Consider the following 20,905-nt stretch of genomic DNA (forward strand, 5'->3'; position numbering starts at 1 on the left):
TGCGGGGCCGCCGGAGCCGCGGGTGCGGCGGCGGGGGCCGGGGTTGCCGCGGCCACGGAATCCGTTGTGTCCGTTATGGGTTCGGGGTTGTAGTCACGAAGGAAGTCGTGCCAACTCGGGTCCACCGAGGACGGGTCCTCACGGAATTTGCGATACATCTCTTCGACCAGCCACTCGTTCTGACCGAATGGTGAAGGTGATGTGCTCACGGCCGCTATTCGCCTCGTTTCCTTCTGTCCGACGAGCGCTGGACCTCAGCCCGGCGTTCCCGCCATCTGTTGTGTTGGCGGTCGCCCGCCCGCGTGCCGCCTAAGGCTAACCCGTCGGTCGATTCCTTGGACGGCGGAAGCCCACCTATTGGTGGATCAATCTGCCGAGAGTTTGCTATCGCGTGCCTCAGGTAGCACGAGCAGCGTCTGCCGCCACCGCGCGGGGGCAGGCCCGAAGGCCGCGCGGGCGTTCTCGATGATCTTCTTGCTCATCAACCGGTTGCCGACACCGCCGATCACCGCGCCGACGCCGACCGGCAGCAGCTTGCCGAAGGCGATGGCGCCGCGCTTGAGCGTGTACTTCTTCACGAAGAACTTCAGCAGCCGCGAATTCAATTGCGAGACAGCCGGTAGCGGTACCGTCGCGGCGCCGTCGGCCAGCCACGCGCCGCTGGTGCGGCCGGTGCCGAGCAGGTCCCCGATGGCGTGCTTGCCCTCGTCGCCGACGAGAACGGCGAGCACCAGCGCGCGACGACGTTCCCGCTCGGTGACAGGGATGCCGTGCACCTCGGCCACCGCCAGCGCGAACACCGCGGTCGCTTCGAGGAACACCACCGTCTCGCCGGCGACCGCCGACATCGCGACGAGGGTGCCGATGCCGGGGAAGGCCGCGGCCGATCCGACTGCGGCGCCGCTGGCCATGGTCGCGGCCAGGTAGTGCTTCTCGAGTTTGGTGATGATCTCGGCCGGGGTGGCACCGGGGTTGTGCTCACGCAGCCGGTTCACGTAGGCGGCCACGGCCGGCGCCTGCACCCGGGCGCCGCCTTCGAGGATGCGCGAGAGCGCCTTGGCGGCAGCGCCAGGGTTCTCGGCGTGGGCGTCATGCTTCACAGGCAACTGCCCCTTCATGCTGGAGCGAGCACTCATCGGCCGGCCTCTCCATCTCCGTACTCAGGAATTCAGGCTAACGCGTGGTCAACGATCGGCGCGCCATCTGAGTGCCCAGCACCGGCTGAGCCGGTGATCACATCTGAATGCTGCAGGTTTGCCGGGAAGAAAAAACCGGTATGCATTGCTAACCATATTCATGGCAGCATCGCCCCTTGTGGATCTGACAGCGGTAGGCGACGCCACCGATAGTGGCGTGCCCGCCGAGGCCCCGGACGTACGTCCGGCGCCGAGCCGTACCCGGATGATCGTGGTGCTCGGCCTGCTGGTCGCACTCGGTCCACTGACCATCGACATGTACCTGCCGGCGCTGCCCCGGATTGCCTCTGAGCTGGGGTTGTCGTCGTCGGTCGCGCAGCTGACGCTGACGGGGACACTGGGCGGCCTGGCCCTCGGCCAGCTGATCGTCGGCCCGCTGTCGGACGCGCTGGGCCGTCGGCGGCCGCTGGTCGCCGGCATCCTGCTGCATATGGCGGCCTCGCTGCTGTGCCTGTTCGCGCCGAACATCGAGGTGCTGGGCATCGCCCGCGCGCTGCAGGGTGTGGGTGCCGCCGCGGCTTCCGTGGTGGCCGTCGCCGTCGTGAGTGACCTGTTCGAAGAGTCGGTCGCGGCCGTCGTGATGTCGCGGTTGATCCTGGTCCTGGGCGTGGCGCCGGTGTTGGCGCCGTCGCTGGGCGCCGCCGTGCTGCTGCGGGGTTCGTGGCACTGGGTGTTCGCCGCACTCGCCGTACTGGGCGGCGCGATCCTGGCGGTGGCGGTGCTGGCCCTGCCCGAGACTCTCGCCGTCGCCGACCGGCGCCCGCTGAAACTACGGGCCATTCTTCGCACTTATGTCGAGGTGCTGAGCGATATCCGTTTCGTGGTGCTCGTCCTCGTCGGCGCCCTCGGCATGTCGGGCCTGTTCGCGTACATCGCCGGTGCGGCCTTCGTCCTGCAGGGGCGGTACGGCCTCGACCAGCAGTCCTTCGCGCTGGTCTTCGCCGCCGGGGCCATCGCGCTCATCGGCTCCACCCAGTTCAACGTCGTGCTGCTGCGCCGGTTCGAGCCGCAGAAGATCGCGCTGGTCGCGCTGGTAGCCGCGTCGGTGTTCGGCCTCGCGTTCGTCGCACTGGCGGCGTTCCATGTGGGCGGGCTGGCGGGTTTCCTGATCCCGGTCTGGGCGATGCTGGCCGCGATGGGGCTCGTGATTCCGAACACACCCGCCGTCGCACTGGCCCGTCACCCCGACGCTGCCGGTACTGCGGCGGCCGCGCTCGGCGCGGCACAGTTCGGGCTCGGCGCGGCAGTGGCGCCACTCGTCGGCGCGTTGGGTAACGGTGAGTTGGCGCTCGCGGGTGTGATGACGACGGGCGTCGTGGTCGCGCTGCTGGCGCTGCTGGCAGTGGGGGACAAGGGCGAGTCGGGACACGAACGCCATCCGCATTAGGCCTGCGGTGGCGGCGCGGAACTGCTGAACTTGTTCGGATTCGCGACTGTCCGTAGCGTCGAAGTCGAGACCGGCACATCGGCCGGCCACCCGAACTTGATACCCACTGCATGCATACGTTGATTTCCGCCGGAGTCCGCCGGTGAGCACTGCGCAGGTCAGTCGACCGTGGAACGCCCTCTGGGCCATGATGTTCGGCTTCTTCATGATCCTGGTGGACTCCACGATCGTCGCCGTCGCCAACGTCGTCATCATGCAGAAGCTCGGCACCGACTACGACGGTGTCATCTGGGTGACCAGCGCCTACCTGCTGGCGTATGCGGTGCCGCTGCTCGTCGCGGGACGGCTCGGTGACCGCTTCGGGCCACGCAACCTCTACCTGGCCGGGCTGGCGGTGTTCACGCTGGCGTCGTTGTGGTGCGGACTGTCCGGCAGCATCGGGATGCTGATCGCCGCGCGCGTCGTGCAGGGTTTCGGCGCGGCCCTGCTGACGCCGCAGACGCTGTCGACCATCACCAGAATCTTCCCGCCGGAGCGCCGGGGCGCGGCCATGAGCGTGTGGGGCGCCACGGCCGGAGTGGCGACGCTGGTCGGTCCGCTGGCCGGCGGCGTGCTCGTCGACCACCTCGGCTGGCAGTGGATCTTCTTCGTCAACGTGCCGATCGGCATCGTCGGCCTGGCCCTGGCCTGGGTGCTGGTGCCGGAACTTCCCACCGAGCGGCACCGGTTCGACGTCCTCGGCGTGGTGCTGTCGGGTGTCGGCATGTTCGGCATCGTGTTCGGTCTGCAGGAGGGGCAGACGCACGACTGGGCCTGGTGGATCTGGCTGGTGATCGTCGGCGGCCTGGGCTTCATGGCCGCCTTCGTGTACTGGCAGTCGGTCAACCCCGACGAGCCGCTGATTCCCCTGACGGTGTTCCAAGACAACGACTTCTGCCTGTCGAACGTGGCCGTGGCCACCATCGGCTTCTGCGTCACCGCCATGATCCTGCCGGTGATGTTCCACGCTCAGGCCGTCCTCGGCCTGAGCGCGACGGAGTCGGCACTGCTCACCGCGCCCATGGCGGTGGTGTCCGGCATGCTGGCACCGCTGGTCGGCAAGCTGATCGACCGCTACCCGCCGCAACCCATCGTCGGGTCGGGGTTTTCCGCACTGGCGATCGGGTTGACGTGGTTGTCGTTCGGGCTGACCCCGGAAACCCCGCTGTGGCAGCTGGTGCTGCCGTTCGTCGCCATGGGCATCGGCATGGCCTTCATCTGGTCGCCGCTGGCGGCGACCGCCACCCGCAACCTGCCGCCGCGGCTGGCCGGTGCCGGCTCCGGTGTCTACAACGCCACGCGGCAGGTCGGTTCGGTGCTCGGCAGCGCCGGTATGGCCGCCTACATGACGTCCCGGATCACCGCCGAGATGCCGACGGGCGGCCGGCCTGTCGCCGGCGAGGGTGCGCCGGTGACCCTGCCGCCGTTCCTGCACGAGCCGTTCGCCACCGCGATGTCGCAGTCGCTGCTGCTGCCGGCGTTCGTCGCGTTGTTCGGTGTCGTCGCCGCGCTGTTCCTGCGAGGTCAGGCGACGGCGGCGCCGCTGGTGCGGCCCCGGACCTCCGTGCCGGAACCGCCCGAGCCCAACTACTTTCCCGATGACGACGAGTACGTCGAGTACACCGTCGACCGCGCGGCGTTCGACGCGGTGGACGAATCCGACCCATGGGACTGGCACGACGTGCCCGCCGAGCCGGATGAGCTCGACGAGGACTACGCGCCCTACGAGTCCGAGGAACCCGACGAGGACTACGCGGCCTACGAGTCCGAAGAACCCGCCGAACCCGACGAGCCGCGCACCTCACCTATTGCGATGCGCGTCGACCACTGGCACAGTCCGCGTCGCCCGGAGGTCGTGGTGGCTGATACGACTTCGCCGCCTCGCCGGGGCCGGCACTACCGCGAAGACGACGAGGCCACCGATCCCGGCGTCTACGGCCTGCACTCGATGTGAGTCAGGTTGGGGTCGCCGAGCGTGCAGTCAGATCACCGAGATCGCTGAATCGGTGATCTATTCGCACGCTCGTGCCGCGGGATCGCCGTCAATCCATACGAGTGTGCGATGTACGTATGTAGAACACCGCGGATTCAAGCGATTGCCGCTACACAGTGGACTGCAGGGTGCGTGAGTTCAATCGCGATGGCAGTCGGCGGTTGGTGGTTGAGCTCAGGGATCTCCGACCTCCCGAGAAAGTACCTGGCTTCAGTCGGGACGACCGCCGGTGGCTTTCCACTGAAATCAGGTATCTCTGCGTGTATGCGACGGGCCCGGTGCGCTGGGCACGCGACTAGCAAATCTCTTGAGGTGGTTGAGATTGAGTTGACGCAGAGAAAGTCCGATCAGCCGCCTGCACAGACACACGGTCAACGCGCAGAATGCGAATGCTTGTCGAGCTCCGCCTGCGCTCAGTAGACCCGGCTGCCCTGCGCTGACAGCACGAAACCGTGCGTCTTCCGGTCCTGGCCCCAGGCCTCGCCGGGATTCTGGATCTCGCAGGTGAGGGATCCGTCGCCGGCTGTCGCGCACACCTCGTCGTTCTCGTCGACGGATCCCTTGGCGCCGGGGACGACGATCTTCTGACCGGGCGCCAGCTCCCGGTAACTGGCCGGGTCGACGGGTGCGCCGCCGTTCTGCGTTTCCTTCTGCTTCACGTCCGCCTGGCCGTAACTCGCCACGCCGCCGGCCGCGACCTCCACCTGGGTGACGCCCGCCGGTACGCCCGGCAGCTTCCCCCAGCACGTGATGCTGGAGTAGTACTGCCAGGAGTTCGGCCCGTCGTACAGCTCGCAGTGCACGTCGCCGGTGGCCTTGAACCGGTATGACGACCAGCCGTAGTGGTTGGGCCCGGCGTAGTCGCAGAGGTTCACCGCGGCGTAGCCGTCGAACCCGGTGATGACCGCGGGCGCGCGGCTCGGATCGGGAGCGGCGCACGACGGCGTGGCCTGGCCGGCAGGTGCCGACGTCATCGCGAGCAGGGGCAACGTGAGGGCAACCACCAGGGCGTATCGGCACACCATATTGACGCTACCGGCCAATGTGACCGCGAATCAGCGGAACAGCACTGCGGGATTGAGGTACCCGGTCGGGTCGAACGCCGCCTTCACCGTGCGCATGGCAGCGATGTCGGCGTCGGTGCGCGACATGGTCAGGTAGTCGCGCTTGCGGGTGCCGACACCGTGTTCGGAGCTGACGTTGCCGCCGCAGTCGGCGATCAGGGCCATCATCGCGGTGTAGAGGGCGTGTTCGGTTTCGCCGGAGACGTTGCAGCGCACCAGGTTCAGATGCAGGTTGCCCTCGCCGATGTGGCCGAACAGCACGGGGATGGCCTCGGGTGCGTGCTCGGCCACCACCGTGACGGCGCGGTCGGTGAACTCGCGGATCTTCGAAAGCGGCAGCGACACATCGAATTTCAGTGGCGGACCGTACCAGCCCAGGACATCGCCGATCGATTCGCGCACCTGCCACAGTCGCTGGGATGCGCTGACATCCATGCCCACGGCCGGTTCGCCGACCAGAGCGGCGTCCGCCAGCGCCGAGGCCAGCAGCTCGGTCTGATCGGTGTCGTCGGCCATCTCGATCAGCAGCTGCCAGACACCGTCCACCGGGGCGGCAACCCCGAGATGTTCGGCGGTCAGCGCGCTGCCGCGCGCGTCGACGAGCTCGAGTGCGGCGATGCCGTCCATATCGCGGAATCGGCGGCCGGTAGCGATCAATGCGTCCAGGTTGTCGAACCCCGCCACCGCCGTAACCCGGTGCGGCGGAGCCGGATACAACCGGAGATCGAGTCCGGTGATGACCCCGAGCGTGCCCTCCGCGCCGACGAACAGCGAGGTCAGGTCATAGCCGGTGTTGTCGCTGCGCACCTGGCTGTGCCGGCGCACCAGTGAGCCGTCGGGCAGCGCCACCTCGAGACCCAGAATCTGCTCGCGCATGTTGCCGTAGCGCACGGTCCGCAGCCCGCCCGCATTGGTCGACGCCATGCCGCCGACCGTGGCCGAATCGCGGGACGCGAGGTCGACGCCGAACACCAGCCCCGCTGCCGCGGCGGCGTGCTGCACCGCGGCGCAGGTCGCACCGGCCCCGACCCGGATGCGGCGTTCCGCGGTGTCCACCGCACCGACCGCCGACAGCCGTTCGGTGGACAGCAGGATGTCGTCGCGCTCGGGCACGGTGCCGGCCACCAGCGACGTGCGTCCGCCCTGCACCGTGACGTATGCGCCGGCGTCGCGGCATGCCCTCAACACCGCCGCGACCTCCTCGTCGCTGCCCGGGCGGACCAACGCCTGCGCGTGGCCGCGGTAGCGGCCGGTGTGGTCGACGACCCGGCCGGAGAGCACATCGGCATCGGTGGTGACGTGGCCCGCTCCGACGATCGCGGCCAGCTGGGTGAGCAGTGTCATTGCGCGCCGGTCACCGACAGAAACGCGCCGAGTTCGATCATCCCGTCCGGTGTCGAGGGCAGGTAGTCGGTCAGGAACGTCGAACGCACCACGTAGGCGGCATATTTCGCGCGGCTGATCGCCACGTTGAGCCGGTTGCGGTTCAGCAGGAACGCCATGCCGCGGGGTACTTCGGCGATGGACGACGCCGTCATCGAGACGAACACCACGGGCGCCTGCCGGCCCTGGAATTTGTCGACGGTGCCCACCTGGACGTCGCCGTAGCCGGCGGCGTCCATTCGCTCGCGCAGCAGTACCACCTGCGCGTTGTAGGGCGCCACGATCAGAACATCTTCGGGCCCAAGGGTTTTGGTGCCATCCTCGTCGCTCCACTCCCGGCCGACCAGACCGCCGATGGCGGTGACGATCGCCTCGGCCTCTTCGGAACTCTCGGTCGCGTTGCCCTCGTGGTCGACGGTCATGAGGTGCACACCGGGTTCGATGCCGGCCAACCTCCTTGCGCCGCTGACACTTTCGGCGGACAGTAGCCGGTTGTCGTATGACAGTGCCGATACCGGAGCGCACACCGCCGGGTGCATCCGGTACGACACGTCGAGGAAATAGCCGCGTTCGGCGGGCAGCGTGTGGCGACCTTCGACCAGCCAGCTCAGAGCCGATTCGTCCACCGGCTCGGGGTGGGTGCCCTGGCTGACCTGCGGCAGCTGCTGCGGGTCGCCGAGCAGCAGTAGGTTCCTCGCCGCCGGGGCGACGGCGATGGTGTTGGCCAGGCTGAACTGGCCGGCCTCCTCGATGACGAGCAGGTCCAGGCAGCCTCGCGGGACCCGGCCGTCGTTGGCGAAATCCCAAGCGGTGCCGCCAATGACGCAGCCGTTGCTGTCCTCGATGAAGCGCGCGTACTGGTTGTCCGGCACGTCGGTGAACGGCGCGTCCTCGGGGGCGCGCTTCTTGCCGACCGCGCTGCCGTCGACCCCGGCCTTGACCACGCTGCTGAGTACGTTCTCCACGACAGCGTGCGACTGCGCCACCACACCGATGCGCCAGTGGTCGCGGCTGACGAGGTCGGCAATGACCTTCGAGGCGGTGTAGGTCTTGCCGGTCCCCGGCGGCCCGTGCACCGCAAGGTACGACGAGTCCAAATCCCGCAGGGCGGCGACGATATCCCGGGCCGCATCGCCGGTACGGGGGAGTGGCCCCGTGGACACCGTGCGTGGAGCGGACCGCAGCAGGATGTCGAGCGCCGCATCGGGCGGCAACGAGGGCAGACCGGCGGCGACGTCGGCAGCCGTCGTCTCGATCGAATTCCGCAGCGGTTTGGTGTTCGGAGGCGGACCCGGCGTCAGAGCGAAGGGCAGCTGCGGGAACTGGTCGCCGTCCTTGCCGGTGCGGTGCATGATCAGCACCTCGGTGCCGTCCTCGCTGCAGTCCAGCACCTTCGCGGTACCGGCCGCCCGGACATCGGGATCGTCGGAAAGACCTGGCGGAGAAGGCGGTTCGTACAGTGCGAAGACCTCGGCGCCCGGCGGGACCGAGCCGGCGGCGATCTCACCGCGCAGCAGCACCTGGCGCTGCGGCTTGCGGGCCTTGGGCGGGGTGTTCCAGTCCACGGCGATGTGCGGGGTGGTCGTGGCCACGAAAACGTCTGTGCAGTCGGCCCATTCGTCCACCGGATTGTTGATCCGGTCGAAATGCTCCCACCAGAACGGCTTTTCCTCGCGCTGGTGGTACCCGCGGGCGGCCGCGATCATGGCGACGGCCTGCTGCTTGTCCGAGCGTGCCGCGGTGCCGTCGCCCGCGTACTTCGCCAGCGCGCGCTGCGTCGCGTCATCGGCCAGCGCCGCCGTCTCGGGTTGCGTCAACCCGCCGCGGGCCTGTGCGCGTGGCGCGATGCCCGCGGCCCACGCCACCCCGAGCAGCCACTCGCGCAGCCGCAGCGTCGAGCGGCAGTCGTAGTGGTTGTAGTCCTCGATCTCCTTGAGAACCGTTGCGGCTTCCTCGTGTTCGCCGGCCGCCTCGAGTTCGGTGTAGCGCGCGTACTGCGTGATGGAGTCGGTGGCCTTGGTGACCTCGCCGACACGCAGCTCGCCGCCCATGTACAGCGGCTCCAGATACTTGATGCTGTAGCTCTCGGTGCCGACCCGAATGCTCTTGCGCACCAACGGCAGCAGGTCGACCAGCACACCGCTGCGCAGCAGCTCGTCCACCTCGGCCTCGCCGACGCCGTAACGCCCGGACAGCCGCAGCAGCGTGCTCTTCTCGTAGGCCGCGTAGTGGTAGATGTGCATGTTCGGGTAGCGCTTGCGTTGCCTGCGTACGAGTGCGAGGAAGTCGACGAGCGCCTTGCGCTCACTGGCGCGGTCATGCGCCCAGATGGGGTGGAATTCCCCGGTCGCGGTCAGGGTGCCCCACAGGTACTCCAGACCCCAGTCCCGGCCGTTCTCGGTCCACAACGGGTCGCCCTCGTAGTCGAAGAACAAGTCGCCGCGGTCGGGTTCGGGCAGCCCGGTGAGCGGCTGTGCGTCGATGACCTCGAACTGCGGCTTGTCGTCGACCGGGGGAGCGACCTGCAGCCGTGCCTGGCCGACGAGATTCGCCACGATGCGCGACGAGAGGCCCGGCACCGCACCGCTGTGCTCGGCCAGTTGGTGCATGGTGGTGATCCCGGCGTCGAGCAGCCGGGCCCGCTGGCTGACCCGCATCCCGGCCACCAACAGCAGGTCATCCCGCTCGCGGACCTCGACTTCGCAGTCCTCGCATTGGTGGCAGGCCCGCAGCGTCGGGGTCTCCCAGGACACAGGCGCTTCGCCGGCCCGGTGCTCGTCGAGCAGCCGCTGCAGCGCTGCGCGCCGCGGCAGGTACACCGGAAGCAGTTCGGCCACCGGATAACTGGCGATGGTGCCGTCGCCGAGGACCAGGTCCACCTCGGGCGCCACCGGCACGCCGGCCTGTGCCAGGGCATCGGCGTAGGCCGCCAACTGCAGGAGCGCCTCGACCTTCACCGAACGCGCCAGCTTCGTGTCCCGTAGGCGGTAGCGGCCGTCCTCCAGGATCAGGAAGTCGGCGAAACCCAGGAAGCGGCCGTCGAACATCGCAGCCTGATAGATCACCGGCGCACGGCGGTCGACGGCGGCGCGGGTGGCCTCGGCGGCGCCGATCAGCCCGGCCACGGTGTACGGCCGCGGCCGGCCGATCATCGTGACGTTGTCCCCGGACGCCTCCCGCAGCTGCTCCAGATGCCGCTGCTCATGGGCGTCACCCAGCTCGGCGGTGCGGGCCAACAGGTCGTCGTCCACGACGGCCTTCGGCCCCCAGCCCAGCAGCCCGTCGAACCGGCGCAGCAGCGCGTACTCGCAACGCGCCGCCGCCGCGAGATCCGATGCGCTGTAGATGACCGGCGCAGCGTGATCGGTCGGACTGAGGAACACGTCGCCACCATATGGCAGCCCGCCGACAGAGCGGGGTTACCTTGGCTGGAGTGAGCAGGATTTTCACCACGAGCGTCGCGTCGGTCTATCCCCACTACGTCAACAAGGTGGAGAAGAAGGGGCGCACCACCGCCGAACTCGACCAGGTCATCTGCTGGCTGACCGGCTTCGACCAGGCCACTCTGGCCGAACACCTGAAGGCGGAGACGACGTTCGAGGACTTCTTCGCCGCGGCGACGCTGAACCCGAACGCCGCGCTGATCACCGGCCTGGTGTGCGGCGTCCGCGTCGAGAATGTCGAGGACCCGCTGATGCGCAAAATCCGCTACCTGGACAAGCTGGTCGACGAGCTGGCCAAAGGCAAGGCCATGGACAAGGTGCTGCGCGCCTAGTGCGTGTTGCCGATCAGCTCGACGCCGTTGCCATTCCAGTGGAACCGCACGATGCTCTTGAGCCCGGAGCCCGGGTTGGTGTAGCTCAGGGCGACGGTGTCGCCGGTGGTCTGGGCCAGGTCGATGCCGTTGAATCCGTAGGTGTCGGGCACCCCGGTGGGGATCAGCTGGCCCAGGTGGAACATCACGGCGCGGGTGTTCGGCTGCTCGGCGTTGGTGTTCGCTTTCACAATCACCACCGACAGTGGCGCGCACTGGTTGTAGTTGCCGGCCAGCGGCTCCGGGCTCCAGCCCTGCTTGCTGCGGGGATCGGCCGGCAGTGTGGACACCGCCTTGGCGATATCGGGGGCCGTGAGGCTGACGGCGCAGGGGTCGGCGGGGGCGGCGGTGGTCTTCGGACCTGCGACGACGGTCGGCGCCGCGGATTTCGTGGCGGCGGCCGGCGCGGTCGGGTCGGGGGTCTTGGAGGCGGTGGAGTCGCCCGACCCACAGGCGGACAGGCTTGCCGCCGCGAGTGCGGCCACCGCGATCGTCATCAGTTTCGGTTCGGCGCAGCGCACCCGGCCACCCTATAAGGCGGACCAGCGCGAGTCCGGTCAGCCATGCTGGGCGTACCTGGCCTGATAACCCTCTAGACTCCTTGCATAATGACGATGTCTTCACCCGAGGCCGACCCGGATTCGGGCGGCCCCACCACCACCGCTGATCCCGCTGCAGAAACCTCCGCCGACACCGGCGCCGAGGTCACGTTCGCCGACCTGAACATCCGGCCGGAGGTGCTGCGGGCACTGACCGATGTCGGATACGAATCACCGTCGCCCATCCAGGCGGCCACCATTCCCGCGATCCTGAACGGCTCCGACGTCGTCGGCCTCGCCCAGACCGGTACCGGCAAGACCGCCGCGTTCGCGGTCCCGGTGCTGTCCAAGATCGACCCGACCAGCCGCAACACGCAGTGTCTGGTGCTGGCGCCGACGCGCGAGCTGGCCCTGCAGGTGGCCGAGGCGTTCGGCAAGTACGGCGCGCACCTGAACGTCAACGTCCTGGCGATCTACGGCGGCTCGTCCTACACACCGCAGCTGGCCGGCCTCAAGCGCGGTGCGCAGGTCGTGGTGGGTACCCCGGGCCGCGTCATCGACCACCTGTCGAAGGGCAGCCTGGACCTCTCGCACCTGGACTACCTGGTGCTCGACGAGGCCGACGAGATGCTGCAGATGGGCTTCGCCGAGGACGTCGAGCGCATCCTGGCCGACACCCCGGAGTACAAGCAGGTCGCCCTGTTCTCGGCGACCATGCCGCCGGCAATCAAGAAGATCACCTCGAAGTACCTGCACGACCCGGTCGAGGTGACCATCAAGGCCAAGGCGCAGACCGCCGAGAACATCACGCAGCGCTACATCCAGGTGGCCGGCGCGCGCAAGATGGACGCCATCACCCGGCTGCTCGAGGTCGAGCCGTTCGAGGCGATGATCGTCTTCGTCCGGACCAAGCAGGCCACCGAGGAAGTCGCCGAAAAGCTCAGGGCCCGTGGCTTTTCCGCCGCCGCGATCAACGGCGACATTCCGCAGGCGGTCCGCGAGCGGACCATCAACGGGCTCAAGGACGGCTCGATCGACATCCTGATCGCCACCGATGTCGCGGCCCGCGGTCTGGACGTCGAGCGCATCTCGCACGTGCTGAACTACGACATCCCGCACGACCCCGAGTCCTACGTGCACCGCATCGGGCGCACCGGCCGGGCCGGGCGCTCGGGCACCGCGCTGCTGTTCGTCACGCCGCGGGAGCGGCACCTGCTCAACTCCATCGAGCGCGTCACCCGCAAGAAGCTCATCGAGTCCCAGCTGCCGTCCGTCGACGATGTCAACGCCCAGCGCGTGGCCAAGTTCCGCGACTCGATCACCGACTCGCTCAGTGCACCGAGCGTCGAGTTGTTCCGTCGGCTGATCGAGGACTACGAGCGCGACAACAACGTGCCGCTGGCCGAGATCGCCGCGGCGCTGGCGGTGCAGACCCAGGGCGGCGAAGAGTTCCTGATGAAGGAGCCGCCGCCGGAGAAGCGGCGCGAGCGTCCGGATCGTGACGACCGCAGCGACCGTGGGGACCGCGAGCGCAAGCCCCGGTCGACGCGTGACGACCTGGCCACCTACCGCATCGCGGTGGGCAAGCGGCACAAGGTGATTCCGGGTGCCATCGTCGGCGCCATCGCCAACGAGGGCGGTCTGAACCGCAGCGACTTCGGGCACATCAGCATCCGCGTCGATCACTCGCTGGTCGAGCTGCCCGCCAAGCTGAGCAAGGACACGCTCAAAAAGCTTGAGAACACCCGCATTTCGGGCCAGTTGATCCACCTCGAACTCGACAAGGGTGGGCGCTCGGGCGGCTATCAGGATCGCGGCGGTTACCAGGATCGCGGCGGACGCCCGGACCGGGGCTCGGACCGCGGTTCCTACTCCGACCGCGGTGGCCGCCAGGATCGTGGTCCGCACAAGGACCGCGGCTCCCGGCCCGGCCGCGACGACGATCGGCGCGGTGGCTACAGCGAAGGTCGAGGCGAGGGCAAGCGCAAGTACAAGTGACCCGGGTCGATTCACTTACCGGGGTCCGTGCGGTTGCCGCACTGCTCGTTGTACTGACCCACGCGGCATTCACGACGGGTAAGTACACCCAGGACTACGTCGGGCTGATGTACTCGCGCGCCGAGATCGGCGTACCGATCTTCTTCGTGCTGTCCGGCTTCCTGTTGTTCACGCCGTGGGTCAAGGCGCTGGCGCGGGCCGACGCCGAAAAGCCTTACGAGGCACCGTCGGTGCGGCGCTACGCCTGGCACCGGGTCCGCCGGATCATGCCCGCCTACGTGGTCACGGTCCTGGCGGCCTACGCGCTGTATCACTTCCGGACGGCCGGCCCGAACCCCGGCCACACCTGGCTGGGGCTGTTGCGCAACCTCACACTGACCCAGATCTACACCGACAACTACCTGTTCTCGTGGCTGCATCAGGGCCTGACCCAGATGTGGAGCCTGGCGGTGGAAGTTGCTTTCTACGTTGCTCTTCCGCTGCTGGCCTATCTTCTGATGGTGGTGCTGTGCCGAGGACAGTGGCGGCCCGGAGTGCTGCTCGGTGCGCTCGCGGTGCTGGCCGCATCCAGCCTGGGGTGGCTGACGCTGGTGCACACCACCGATTTCCTGCCCGACGGTGCCCGGCTGTGGCTGCCCACCTACCTGATCTGGTTCGTCGGCGGCATGCTGCTGTCGGTGCTGTCCGTGATGGGTGTGCGGGCCTACGGATTCCTGTGCATCCCACTGGCATTGGTCTGCTACCTCATCGCCTCGACGCCCATCGCCGGCGCACCCACGACCTCGCCCGCGACGCTGCCGGAAAGCCTGTGGAAGGCGGTGCTCTACGCGGCCATCGCGACCCTGGCCGTCGCGCCGCTGGGTCTGGGCAACCGGGGTTGGTACGCGCGGCTGCTGGGGAGCCGGCTGATGGTCTTCCTCGGTGAAATCTCCTACGAGATCTTCCTGGTGCATCTGGTCATCATGGAACTGGTCATGGTCGAAGTGATGCACCAGCACATCTGGACCGGGTCGACGTTCAAGTTGTTCATGCTGACCATGGTGTTCACCGTCCCGGCGTCGTGGCTGTTGCACCGGTTCACGCGGGTGCGGAGCTAGGAACAGTCGCAGCAGCCGTCACAGTCGCAACAGCAGCCGTCGCATTCGCAGCAGCCATCGCAATCACAACAGCAGTCGCCGCAATCGCACGCGCAGCAGCCGTCGAACCAGCCGGCCTTCTGCTGCTTCTTCTCCTCGGGGTTCTCCTCGCCGAGCTGCAGCACGTAATCTCCGTCGAGCGGTAGCTCGCCGGAGGACTCGGCTGGAGGCTCGGTGCCGGGCGGCACGTCCGTCGCCTCGAACCCCGCGCCGCTGAAAGTCCGGGTGACGGCCCGTCGCAACTCGCGCGTCAACAGCCGGTGCACCAGCCGCCCGTCGGTGAATTCCACATCGGCCAAGGCGAGTTCGATGCCGAGGACGGCGTCGTCACACGTCGCGCGGACGGTCCTGATCGGTGTTGCGGTGGCGGACACCGGATTCCACTTCCCGTGGACCCGGTCGTCGTGCAGATCCTCGACCGCGTCGAGCAGGTGCGCGACCCGCCCGAACAGCTGGCCGACTTCCCGCAGCGGCTCCACGTTTCCCGGCCGACCGGCCAGCACCGCGGTGTGTGAGAAGGCCGCTCCCACCGAGGTTTCGGTCGGTTCGGTGACGGCGAGCAACGAACTACCCGGCGCCGCAGCGGCTTCCAGCGTTGCCTGACGGCCGATCGCGTCCGTCAGCACGCCGGTGTCGAAGCCCAGGGCGGAGCCGACGCCCGCGCCCTGACGCTCCCACCGATCGGCGATCCGTCGGGCCGCGGGCCGCACGCCCGCCGCGGCGAACACGCCGTCGCCGTCGTCGACGTGATCGCGCACTCGGGCCGCGGCGAGCACGAGGGAGACGACGGCCGCCAGGCGCACCGATTCACCCACAGCGACGTCGGCCTTGCGCATGCCGCGCAGCGGGCACCGGCCGGCTTCTCGACGTCCCGGCGCCGCGGTGGATTGCGCTTCCACCAACGCCGACACCACCAGTCCGTCGTAGTTGGTGGCGACGCGGCCGCCCTGGCCGTAGTCGTCGCGAAGCGCGAGGCACAGGCCGCACAGTTGGGCGGTCCAGACGGCGGCGAGTTCCTTGCCGAGTCGATGCCGGCAGGGCCGGAGGATGCCGAACACGGCTTGAAGATAGCTGTGGCCAGCGCAAACCGCAGGGCAATCAACCAACACCATTAATTAGGTTATGCTGCCCTAATAGTCCAACCGGAGGGTGCAACATGACCGAGTCGAAGCCATCGCGCGGAATCCAAGGCGCGCTCGTCAAACTGTGGCGGGGCGGCGACTACGAGCTGACCGTCACCGGCCGCACCCAGATCACCCCGAACTACCTGCGCCTGCACTTCACCACCGGCAACCTGCTGGCTGAGCGGCCGGTGCACCCGACCATGTGGGTCCGCGGCTGGTTCCCCGACGGCGACAAGGCGCACCAGCGCGGCTACACGCTGGTCAACCCCGATCCGGCCGCCGGCACCACCGACATCGACTTCGCTCTGCATGACGGTCTGGCCACCCGCTGGGCGCAGGAGGCCAAGCCCGGCGACACTCTCGAGGTGACCCTGCTGGGTAGCAGCTTCGAGTTGCCCGAGCCGGCACCCGCCGGGTACCTGCTGGTCGGTGACATCGCATCGCTGCCGGCCATCAATTCGCTGCTGCGGGCCATCGGCGAGGCGCCCATCCAGGTGTTCCTCGAGGCCGGGCACGACGACGACCGCGATCTGGAGGTGGGTACCGGGGCTCCGGGCTTGACTGTCACCTGGGTCGACCGCAAGAACAACGGGGAAGCGCTGGTCGAGACCGTGCGGGCCTCGGCGTTCGACGCCTCCGACCACTTCGGCTGGGTGGCATGCGACAACCGGACCACGCGGTCGGTGGCCAAGGTGCTGCGTGAGGACTACCAGATTCCGAAGAAGGCGATCAAGGCCCGGGCCTACTGGGAGGCCTGATCGCTCGGAACCAGCTGGGGCACCACGAATTCGTCGATCATGGCGCGTTCGTCGTCTTCGTCGGCGCCGGGGAACATCAACAGCGACACCAACATTCGGACCAGCCAGGTGGCCCGGCGGTGCGCGGCCTCGCTCTCCAGCTCGGGCCACGACGCCGACAGGAACGCCGCCACCAGCCCGGTGATGACGTCGGACTGAGCGGCCACCTCGCCACCGATGGGCCGTTGGGTGGCGACGAACCACGATGACAGGGCGGGGCTTTCCCGCACGCTGCGCAGCGCGATCGCCACTCCGTCGAGCAGGCGGGTGCGTGGGTCGGTGATGTCCGCGATCTGCTCGCCGACGTGGGCGAACACCCGGAACGCCTCGCGGTGCACGTACGCCAGGTGCAGCACGTCGCGGTTCTCGTAGTACCGGTACAGCGTGGCGCGGGAACAGCCTGCCGCCCTGGCGATTTCGAGCATCCCGACGGTCGCGGCGTCCTGCTCGGCGAACAAGCGGTCGGCTGCGTCCAGGATGGCTTCCGCCGCGACCTCGGTGCGTCGGCCGGCCAGCCAGTCGTTTGCCATCAGCGAATGGTAAACGGCACCGACAGTGGGCGTCGCACATAGCTGCCGCCGGCCCAGTCGATGTTGTCCTCGTCGACGGTGAATTCCGGTATCCGCGAGAGCAGTTCGGTCAGGGCGACGCGGGACTGCATCCGCGCGGCCGCCGCGCCCAGGCAGTGGTGCGCGCCGTGGCTGAAGGTCAGGATGTTGCGCGGTGCCCGCGTCACGTCCAATTCGCCTGCGTTCGTACCGTATTGGCGTTCGTCGCGGTTACCCGAACCGTAGAGCAGGAGGGCTTTGCGGCCGGCGGGGATGGTGCTGTCGCCGATGGTGACGTCGCGCGTCGTGGTGCGGGCCAGGCCCTGCACCGGCGAGGTGAGCCGCAGCAGTTCGTCCACGGACTCCGGGATCAGATCGGGGTTTTCGACGAGCAGCTTCCGTTGATCGGGGCGCTGATGCAGCAGTTGCACCGAGCCGCCCAGCATCCCGGTGGTGGTGTCGTTGCCGCCGGTGACCATGGTGAACGTGAAAGCGAGGATCGACAGCACGCCGGTGATGTCGCCGTCGGCGCCGATGCCCGCGGCGACCAGATGCGAAACCGTATCGTCTTCAGGCTCTTTGCGGCGGCGCTCGATCAGTGCGGTGAAGTAGCCCATCATGTCGCCGAGCGCGCTGCCCAGCGTCTCCAGCGCATTGCCGAGCCCGCCCTCGGCCGTGTTGGCCGCGACGATGGCCTCGGTCCAGCCGTCGAACTGGTCGCGGTCGGCCTCGGGGACGCCGAGGTAGTGCGCGACGACCATCGACGGCAGCGGCTTGAACAGCTCGGCCACGATGTCACCACCGCCGGCGGCCTTGAGCTTCTCCAGCCGCTGCACCACGAACTCGCGGACCTTGGGCTCGACGGCCTCGACCTGCCGTGGCGTGAAGCCGCGCGACACCAGTTTGCGGAATTCGGTGTGCACGGGTGGGTCCGTCATCACCATCGGCGGATTGTCCTGCAGGCCAATGAGTTCCAGCTCGCCGTAGTTGACCGTCAGGCCCTGCGCGGAGGAGTAGGTCTCGTGATCGCGCGCGGCGGTCCAGATGTCGGCGTGCCGGGACAGCACGTAGTAGTCAGCGCCGGGATTGTCGGCGGGCACCACGTGGTGCACGGGATCGTGGTCACGCAGCGACCGGTACATCGGCCAGGGGTCGACCCACCCGGCCGAATCGGCAAGCTGGAACGCCACGGGGGAGTCGGATGTCTCATGAGACAAAATCGCCGTCATGTCTTATGTGTACGGCGGCGGGCCGGATGTGTCAAGGGCGTTGGCGGTCCGAGGAACTGTTCTCCAACGCAATGTCGGCCTGAGAGTGTCGTTGAGATATATACAGCTCAACGACACTCTCAGGCCGACATTGTGACTGCGTGGCGGCTAGATACCCGCGCCCGGATTCAGGATGTTGTCGGGATCCAGTGCCGCTTTGATCCGGCGGTTCAGTTCCATGACCTCCGGGCCGAGTTGGCCCGCCAGCCAGGGCCGCTTGAGTCGGCCGACGCCGTGCTCGCCGGTGATGGTGCCGCCCAGCGACACGGCCAGGTCCATGATCTCGCCGAAGGCGATGTTGGCGCGCCGGGTGTTCTCGGCGTCGTTCGGATCGTGGACGATCAGCGGGTGGGTGTTGCCGTCCCCGGCGTGCGCGATCACAGAAATCAGCAGCTCGTGCTTGCGGGCGATGTCACCGACACCGGCCACCAGGTCCGCCAACGCCGGGAGCGGTACGCCGACGTCCTCGAGCAGGAGGGGACCCTTGGCTTCCACGGCCGGGATGGCGAATCGCCGCGCCGCCACGAAGGCCTCGCCCTCGTCGGGGTCGTCGGTCAGGAACACCTCGGTGGCACCGGCCTCGGTGAAGACCCGGGCCATGAACTCGGTGTCCTCGACGCCCGCCGCACCGCGATCGTCCGACGCCGCCACCATCATGGCTTTGGCGCCCCGATCGAGTCCCATCTTGAGCTTGTCCTCGACGGCATTGATCGCGACGTCGTCCATGAACTCGAGCATCGACGGGCGAATCTTGCCGGTGATGGTCACGACGGCATCGGCCGCGGCCCGTACCGAATCGAAGCTCGCCACCACGGTGCAGCCGCGGTGCTGCGGCGGCAGCAGGCGCAGCGTGGCCTCGGTGACGATGCCCAGCGTCCCCTCGCTACCGACGAACAGTTTGGTGAGGCTAAGTCCTGCCACATCTTTCAGTCGCGGCCCGCCGACCCGCACCGCGGTGCCGTCGGCCAGCACCACCTGCAGGCCCAGGATGTAGTCGGTCGTGACGCCGTACTTGACACAACACAGGCCGCCCGCGTTGGTGGCGACATTGCCGCCGATGCTGCAGATTTCGAACGACGACGGATCAGGTGGGTACCAGAGTCCGTGGGCGGCAACGGCTTTCTTCACCTCGGCATTGAGCAGGCCGGGCTGTACGACGGCGGTGCGCGTCGTCGTGTCGACCACGATGTCGCGCATCCGTTCGGTGGTCAGCACGATGCCGCCGTCGACCGCCGTGGCACCACCGGACAGGCTGGTGCCTGCGCCGCGCGGCACTACCGCGATCTTGTGCGCGCTGGCCCATCGCAGGACCGTCTGCACTTCTTCTGTACTCCGCGGCCGCACCACCGCGATGGGGGTGCCGGCGTCGGGATCGAGCGCCCGGTCCTGCCGGTAGGAGGCGACGATGTCCGGGTCGGTGACGACGGCGTCGGCGGGCAGGTCGGCGATGAGGCTCGGCAGCGCGGTATGCACGGGGGCAAGTCTAGGAGTCGGCTGGTACCAGCGAAGACTCGCGTCATGTGCCGTGCGCATTAATCGCATGTAACGACCGTGTTACCGGTATCGTCAGCAATGTGTACAGCAAGGCCCTGTTGGCCGAGATGGAAGCGCTCCGCGACAGTCGTCGCGGAGCCGATGTGTCTGCGACCGCGATCGAGCTTCACGTGCGTTCCGTCTATCACAGTGTGCGTACCTCGCGCCCGACGTTCGTGTCCGATGCCGACCTCGATGCCCTCGCCCCCGGTACGGTGACAAGCGTTGCAGCACTGGAACTTTGGATGGCCGGCCTGTGGCAGCGGGTGCCCGGTGGCTATCTTGTGGTCGACCGGGAATTGATCGCGCATCTGTCGGCCGGCCCGGTTCGGCGGTGGGCGCGCCGGGTGTGGCTGCATCTCAACAGCGAGTCGATCATCCCGTTCTGACGGCACCCGCGGTGGTGCGGACCGCGCGCAATGAAGCAAACAACAGGTCGTTCAGCATGTCGATGAGGTATTCACGCTCGACGGTGATCGCCCCGACGAGGACCGCGGTGAGCGTCTCGCCGACCCCGCCGATGACGAACTGCGCCGCCAACCGCAGGTCGAGCGGTCGGGGGTCGGTGGCCGAACCGCTCAGCCCCGCGACGATGCCGGCGAAGCGCTGAGCCTCGGCGAGCCGGCGCGGGCCGAGCGCGGGCGACGAGGCGGACTCGATCAGGATGACGCGGCCCTTGCGCGGATCTGTCAGCACGAGGTCGACCAGCGACCCGAGCGCCGCCCGCGAGCGAGTCCTGGGACCCCCGTCGGTGTCGGCGATCGCGGCGAGCCCGCGCTCTTCCAGTTCGGCGACGATCTCGTCGAAGACGGCGATGTGCAGGTCTTCGATGGTCGGGAATGATTCGGCGAAATAGCGTGCCGCGAGCCCCGACCGCTCTGCCACGCCCCGCAGGGTCGTTGCGGGGATGCCCTTGGTGCCCATCAGGTCCAGGCCGGCCGCGACGAAGCGGCGCCGCCGCTCGGCTGTGCGGTCGGCGCCACTGAGGCCACCGTATTGCCTGGACCCGCTCACGAATCCAATCTTGACACAGGTGTTGACAGATGGTTGCCTCAATTCATCTATCAACGCTTGATGACAGATTGG

General features: G+C 68.1%; 18 protein-coding genes. 7 read left to right on the forward strand and 11 right to left on the reverse strand.

What is annotated here, in order from left to right:
- Together EB75_RS14790 and EB75_RS14795 are read right to left on the reverse strand one after the other, a co-directional pair.
- Positions 1-209 (reverse strand): 2-oxoglutarate dehydrogenase E1 subunit family protein (locus EB75_RS14790; protein WP_142239609.1); only part of this gene is annotated, 209 nt, incomplete at its 3' end.
- A 156-nt stretch (positions 210-365) separates the two neighbouring features.
- On the reverse strand, positions 366-1,136 hold the full coding sequence (locus EB75_RS14795; RefSeq protein ID WP_073696132.1) for a hypothetical protein: 771 nt from the start codon (positions 1,134-1,136) through the stop codon (positions 366-368).
- A 160-nt stretch (positions 1,137-1,296) separates the two neighbouring features.
- Between EB75_RS14795 and EB75_RS14800 the strand changes: the two genes are divergently transcribed.
- Both EB75_RS14800 and EB75_RS14805 read left to right on the forward strand, forming a co-directional pair.
- A complete protein-coding gene (locus EB75_RS14800; protein ID WP_073696133.1) occupies positions 1,297-2,583 on the forward strand; it encodes a multidrug effflux MFS transporter in 1,287 nt (428 codons plus the stop codon).
- A 187-nt stretch (positions 2,584-2,770) separates the two neighbouring features.
- Positions 2,771-4,576 carry a DHA2 family efflux MFS transporter permease subunit gene (locus EB75_RS14805; RefSeq protein WP_073696134.1) on the forward strand — a complete coding sequence of 602 codons (1,806 nt, stop codon included), beginning with the start codon at positions 2,771-2,773 and terminating at the stop codon, positions 4,574-4,576.
- A 452-nt stretch (positions 4,577-5,028) separates the two neighbouring features.
- On the opposite strand, the gene EB75_RS14810 is transcribed toward EB75_RS14805, so the two are convergent.
- The 3 genes from EB75_RS14810 to EB75_RS14820 are packed head-to-tail and all read right to left on the reverse strand — an operon-like array spanning position 5,029 to position 10,445.
- A complete protein-coding gene (locus EB75_RS14810) occupies positions 5,029-5,637 on the reverse strand; it encodes a hypothetical protein (protein ID WP_142239610.1) in 609 nt (202 codons plus the stop codon).
- Between the two features lie 33 nt (positions 5,638-5,670).
- Complete coding sequence (locus EB75_RS14815; protein WP_073696136.1) at positions 5,671-7,023, reverse strand: FAD-binding oxidoreductase; 1,353 nt, start codon at positions 7,021-7,023, stop codon at positions 5,671-5,673.
- Positions 7,020-10,445 (reverse strand): TM0106 family RecB-like putative nuclease, encoded by a 3,426-nt coding sequence (locus EB75_RS14820; RefSeq protein WP_073696137.1) that lies wholly within the window; start codon positions 10,443-10,445, stop codon positions 7,020-7,022. Before EB75_RS14820 ends, EB75_RS14815 begins: the two co-directional genes overlap by 4 nt.
- An 11-nt stretch (positions 10,446-10,456) precedes the next feature.
- On the opposite strand from EB75_RS14820, the gene EB75_RS14825 reads away from it, so the two are divergent.
- Positions 10,457-10,837, forward strand: a complete 381-nt coding sequence (locus EB75_RS14825; RefSeq protein WP_217267701.1) for a DUF2200 domain-containing protein — start codon at positions 10,457-10,459, stop codon at positions 10,835-10,837.
- Here EB75_RS14825 and EB75_RS14830 read toward each other — a convergent pair.
- Positions 10,834-11,373, reverse strand: a complete 540-nt coding sequence (locus EB75_RS14830; protein WP_174557677.1) for an LppP/LprE family lipoprotein — start codon at positions 11,371-11,373, stop codon at positions 10,834-10,836. The two genes, EB75_RS14825 and EB75_RS14830, sit on opposite strands and share 4 nt — an antisense overlap.
- A gap of 117 nt (positions 11,374-11,490) precedes the next feature.
- Between EB75_RS14830 and EB75_RS14835 the strand changes: the two genes are divergently transcribed.
- Together EB75_RS14835 and EB75_RS14840 are read left to right on the forward strand one after the other, a co-directional pair.
- Complete coding sequence (locus EB75_RS14835; protein WP_083612292.1) at positions 11,491-13,413, forward strand: DEAD/DEAH box helicase; 1,923 nt, start codon at positions 11,491-11,493, stop codon at positions 13,411-13,413.
- On the forward strand, positions 13,410-14,510 hold the full coding sequence (locus tag EB75_RS14840; RefSeq protein ID WP_073696140.1) for an acyltransferase family protein: 1,101 nt from the start codon (positions 13,410-13,412) through the stop codon (positions 14,508-14,510). The genes EB75_RS14835 and EB75_RS14840 overlap by 4 nt, the downstream gene beginning before the upstream one ends.
- Here EB75_RS14840 and EB75_RS14845 read toward each other — a convergent pair.
- A complete protein-coding gene (locus tag EB75_RS14845) occupies positions 14,507-15,607 on the reverse strand; it encodes a DUF5685 family protein (protein WP_073696141.1) in 1,101 nt (366 codons plus the stop codon). The two genes, EB75_RS14840 and EB75_RS14845, sit on opposite strands and share 4 nt — an antisense overlap.
- 98 nt (positions 15,608-15,705) lie before the next feature.
- On the opposite strand from EB75_RS14845, the gene EB75_RS14850 reads away from it, so the two are divergent.
- The gene (locus tag EB75_RS14850; RefSeq protein ID WP_073696142.1) at positions 15,706-16,431 is read left to right on the forward strand and encodes a siderophore-interacting protein; all 726 of its coding nucleotides are present in this window, start codon (positions 15,706-15,708) and stop codon (positions 16,429-16,431) included.
- Here EB75_RS14850 and EB75_RS14855 read toward each other — a convergent pair.
- The 3 genes from EB75_RS14855 to EB75_RS14865 form a co-directional block, all read right to left on the reverse strand.
- Entirely contained in the window at positions 16,416-17,000 is a 585-nt protein-coding gene (locus EB75_RS14855) for a TetR/AcrR family transcriptional regulator (RefSeq protein ID WP_073696143.1), read from the reverse strand. The two genes, EB75_RS14850 and EB75_RS14855, sit on opposite strands and share 16 nt — an antisense overlap.
- Entirely contained in the window at positions 17,000-18,247 is a 1,248-nt protein-coding gene (locus EB75_RS14860) for a cytochrome P450 (RefSeq protein ID WP_073696144.1), read from the reverse strand. Before EB75_RS14860 ends, EB75_RS14855 begins: the two co-directional genes overlap by 1 nt.
- A gap of 147 nt (positions 18,248-18,394) precedes the next feature.
- Complete coding sequence (locus EB75_RS14865) at positions 18,395-19,819, reverse strand: FAD-binding oxidoreductase (protein WP_286150201.1); 1,425 nt, start codon at positions 19,817-19,819, stop codon at positions 18,395-18,397.
- Positions 19,820-19,860: 41 nt separating this feature from the next.
- On the opposite strand from EB75_RS14865, the gene EB75_RS14870 reads away from it, so the two are divergent.
- A complete protein-coding gene (locus EB75_RS14870; protein ID WP_142239611.1) occupies positions 19,861-20,208 on the forward strand; it encodes a hypothetical protein in 348 nt (115 codons plus the stop codon).
- Here the strand turns inward: EB75_RS14870 and EB75_RS14875 are convergent.
- Complete coding sequence (locus EB75_RS14875) at positions 20,195-20,833, reverse strand: TetR/AcrR family transcriptional regulator (RefSeq protein WP_286150202.1); 639 nt, start codon at positions 20,831-20,833, stop codon at positions 20,195-20,197. The two genes, EB75_RS14870 and EB75_RS14875, sit on opposite strands and share 14 nt — an antisense overlap.
- Between the last annotated feature and the right edge of the window lie 72 nt (positions 20,834-20,905).

It is taken from the genome of Mycobacterium sp. ST-F2 (assembly GCF_001905655.1).
Taxonomy (GTDB): domain Bacteria; phylum Actinomycetota; class Actinomycetes; order Mycobacteriales; family Mycobacteriaceae; genus Mycobacterium.

What these genes read in the sequence shown, in the direction of transcription:
- EB75_RS14865 (WP_286150201.1), bottom strand. Translation starts at nt 19,819, where the DNA reads ATGCGCACGGCACATGACGCGAGTCTTCGCTGGTACCAGCCGACTCCT.
- EB75_RS14835 (WP_083612292.1), top strand. Translation starts at nt 11,491, where the DNA reads ATGTCTTCACCCGAGGCCGACCCGGATTCGGGCGGCCCCACCACCACC.
- EB75_RS14830 (WP_174557677.1), bottom strand. Translation starts at nt 11,373, where the DNA reads ATGACGATCGCGGTGGCCGCACTCGCGGCGGCAAGCCTGTCCGCCTGT.
- EB75_RS14815 (WP_073696136.1), bottom strand. Translation starts at nt 7,023, where the DNA reads ATGACACTGCTCACCCAGCTGGCCGCGATCGTCGGAGCGGGCCACGTC.
- EB75_RS14795 (WP_073696132.1), bottom strand. Translation starts at nt 1,136, where the DNA reads ATGAGTGCTCGCTCCAGCATGAAGGGGCAGTTGCCTGTGAAGCATGAC.
- EB75_RS14805 (WP_073696134.1), top strand. Translation starts at nt 2,771, where the DNA reads ATGATGTTCGGCTTCTTCATGATCCTGGTGGACTCCACGATCGTCGCC.
- EB75_RS14860 (WP_073696144.1), bottom strand. Translation starts at nt 18,247, where the DNA reads ATGACGGCGATTTTGTCTCATGAGACATCCGACTCCCCCGTGGCGTTC.
- EB75_RS14850 (WP_073696142.1), top strand. Translation starts at nt 15,706, where the DNA reads ATGACCGAGTCGAAGCCATCGCGCGGAATCCAAGGCGCGCTCGTCAAA.
- EB75_RS14800 (WP_073696133.1), top strand. Translation starts at nt 1,297, where the DNA reads ATGGCAGCATCGCCCCTTGTGGATCTGACAGCGGTAGGCGACGCCACC.
- EB75_RS14825 (WP_217267701.1), top strand. Translation starts at nt 10,457, where the DNA reads ATGGCAGCCCGCCGACAGAGCGGGGTTACCTTGGCTGGAGTGAGCAGG.
- EB75_RS14855 (WP_073696143.1), bottom strand. Translation starts at nt 17,000, where the DNA reads ATGGCAAACGACTGGCTGGCCGGCCGACGCACCGAGGTCGCGGCGGAA.